Here is a 3,379-nt window from a genome sequence, read left to right on the forward strand (position 1 = left end):
GGACTGAGACACGGCCCAGACTCCTACGGGAGGCAGCAGTGGGGAATATTGCACAATGGGGGAAACCCTGATGCAGCAACGCCGCGTGAGTGATGACGGCCTTCGGGTTGTAAAGCTCTGTCTTCAGGGACGATAATGACGGTACCTGAGGAGGAAGCCACGGCTAACTACGTGCCAGCAGCCGCGGTAATACGTAGGTGGCGAGCGTTATCCGGATTTACTGGGCGTAAAGGATGCGTAGGTGGAATTTTAAGTGGGATGTGAAATACCCGGGCTCAACCTGGGAACTGCATTCCAAACTGGAATTCTAGAGTGCAGGAGAGGAAAGCGGAATTCCTAGTGTAGCGGTGAAATGCGTAGAGATTAGGAAGAACACCAGTGGCGAAGGCGGCTTTCTGGACTGTAACTGACACTGAGGCATGAAAGCGTGGGGAGCAAACAGGATTAGATACCCTGGTAGTCCACGCCGTAAACGATGGGTACTAGGTGTAGGGGTTTCGATACCTCTGTGCCGCCGTAAACACAATAAGTACCCCGCCTGGGGAGTACGGTCGCAAGATTAAAACTCAAAGGAATTGACGGGGGCCCGCACAAGCAGCGGAGCATGTGGTTTAATTCGAAGCAACGCGAAGATGTAATAAGGGAAGCTCTTTCGGGAGCAGGAACACAGGTGGTGCATGGTTGTCGTCAGCTCGTGTCGTGAGATGTTGGGTTAAGTCCCGCAACGAGCGCAACCCCTATAGTTAGTTGCTAACAGTAAGATGAGCACTCTAGCTAGACTGCCGTGGTTAACGCGGAGGAAGGTGGGGATGACGTCAAATCATCATGCCCCTTATGTCTAGGGCTACACACGTGCTACAATGGCGAGAACAAAGAGAAGCAAGACCGCGAGGTGGAGCAAAACTCATAAAACTCGTCCCAGTTCGGATTGCAGGCTGCAACTCGCCTGCATGAAGCCGGAGTTACTAGTAATCGCGAATCAGAATGTCGCGGTGAATACGTTCCCGGGCCTTGTACACACCGCCCGTCACACCATGAGAGTTGGCAATACCCAAAGTCCGTGAGGTAACCGAAAGGAGCCAGCGGCCTAAGGTAGGGTCAGCGATTGGGGTGAAGTCGTAACAAGGTAGCCGTAGGAGAACCTGCGGCTGGATCACCTCCTTTCTAAGGAATAAGTGAATTAGGAAAACTAATTCAATAAAATAATCAGACTAAAAGCTTAAACTCAAGAAAAGCTGAATCTTCTCTGTTTAATTTTGAAAGACTTTGATCTTTCAAGTATAGTTCTTTGAAAATTGCACATAGAAATATTGAAACTATTCTTTGTAACAAAAGAAATATTACAATCTTCAAACGCATGAAGATTATGATATAGAACTTCTGAAAGATATTCTGATGGGTATTTTTTAAGAAGAATGAAAATAACGATTAAGTTATAAAGGGCGCACGGCGAATGCCTTGGCATCAGGAGCCGAAGAAGGACGTGATAAGCTGCGATAAGCTTTGGGTAGCCGCAAATAGGCAGAGATCCAAAGATTTCCGAATGAGGAAACTCACATGGGAAACCCCATGTATCCTGTAATGAATAAATAGTTGCAGGAAGGTAAACCCAGGGAACTGAAACATCTAAGTACCTGGAGGAAGAGAAAGAAACATCGATTCTCTAAGTAGCGGCGAGCGAAAGGGGAAGAGCCCAAACCAAGAATTTATTCTTGGGGTTGAGGACAGAACATAAAATGAATGGTAATCTTAGTCGAACACAACTGGAAGGTTGGGCCGCAGAGTGTAAAAGCCACGTAAGCGAAAAGATAATATTCTAAGTTCTGATCCAGAGTACCACGAGACACGTGAAACCTTGTGGGAAGCAGGGAGGACCACCTCCCAAGGCTAAATACTACCTGATGACCGATAGTGAAGCAGTACCGTGCGGGAGGGGAGTGAAATAGAACCTGAAACCGTGTGCCTACAACCGGTCAGAGCACTTTATATGTGTGATGACGTGCTTTTTGTAGAACGAGCCAGCGAGTTACGGTATGTAGCGAGGTTAAGGACTTAAGGTCCGGAGCCGAAGGGAAACCGAGTCTTAAAAGGGCGAAAAGTTGCATGCTGTAGACCCGAAACCAGGTGACCTATCCATGGTCAGGTTGAAGCGAAGGTAAAACTTCGTGGAGGACCGAACCACGTTGGTGTTGAAAAACCATGGGATGAACTGTGGATAGCGGAGAAATTCCAATCGAACTTGGAGATAGCTGGTTCTCCCCGAAATAGCTTTAGGGCTAGCGTTGAGAATGAGTAGTGGAGGTAGAGCACTGAATGGGCTAGGGGGCATAGAGCTTACTGAACCTTATCAAACTCCGAATGCCACTAACTTGAATCTCAGCAGTCAGACTACGAATGATAAGATCCGTGGTCAAAAGGGAAACAGCCCAGACCATCAGCTAAGGTCCCAAAGTGTAGATTAAGTGGAAAAGGATGTGGGATTTCTAAGACAACTAGGATGTTGGCTTAGAAGCAGCCACTCATTTAAAGAGTGCGTAATAGCTCACTAGTCAAGAGATCCTGCGCCGAAGATGTCCGGGGCTAAAATCTACCACCGAAGCTATGGGTGTACACTAGATGTACGCGGTAGGGGAGCGTCCTATGTTGGAAGAAGTTGTACCGAAAGGAGCAGTGGACGACATAGGAGTGAGAATGCTGGCATAAGTAGCGAGAAGTGAGTGAGAATCTCACTGGCCGAAAACCTAAGGTTTCCTGAGGAAGGCTCGTCCGCTCAGGGTTAGTCGGGACCTAAGCCGAGGCCGAAAGGCGTAGGTGATGGACAATCGGTTGATATTCCGATACCACTATAAGCGTATGACCAATGGGGTGACGCAGGAGGATAAGATGTGCTAACTAATGGATGTTAGTCTAAGCACTTAGACAGTAAAGATAGGCAAATCCGTCTTTATAATGTTGAGGTGTGATGGGGAAGGTGCAAGCACCGAAGTATCTGATTCCACGCTGCCAAGAAAAGCCTCTAGGGAGCAAAGTAGTGCCCGTACCGCAAACCGACACAGGTAGGTGAGGAGAGAATCCTAAGGCCATCGGAAGAATTGCAGTTAAGGAACTCGGCAAATTGACTCCGTAACTTCGGGAGAAGGAGTGCCATAGAAATATGGTCGCAGAGAATAGGCCCAAGCAACTGTTTAGCAAAAACACAGGTCTCTGCTAAAGCGAAAGCTGATGTATAGGGGCTGACGCCTGCCCGGTGCTGGAAGGTTAAGGGGAACACTTAGTTTAGGCGAAGGTGTGAACTTAAGCCCCAGTAAACGGCGGCCGTAACTATAACGGTCCTAAGGTAGCGAAATTCCTTGTCAGGTAAGTTCTGACCCGCACGAAT

Annotated in this window: 2 rRNA genes; both read left to right on the plus strand. The window is 48.1% G+C overall.

What is annotated here, in order from left to right:
* A 16S ribosomal RNA gene (locus tag E6X37_RS10305) occupies positions 1–1,164 on the plus strand; the annotation flags it as partial.
* Between the two features lie 262 nt (positions 1,165–1,426).
* A 23S ribosomal RNA gene (locus E6X37_RS10310) occupies positions 1,427–3,379 on the plus strand; the annotation flags it as partial.

Source organism: Veillonella parvula, assembly GCF_032550495.1.
Classification (GTDB): Bacteria; Bacillota; Negativicutes; order Veillonellales; family Veillonellaceae; genus Veillonella; species Veillonella parvula_G.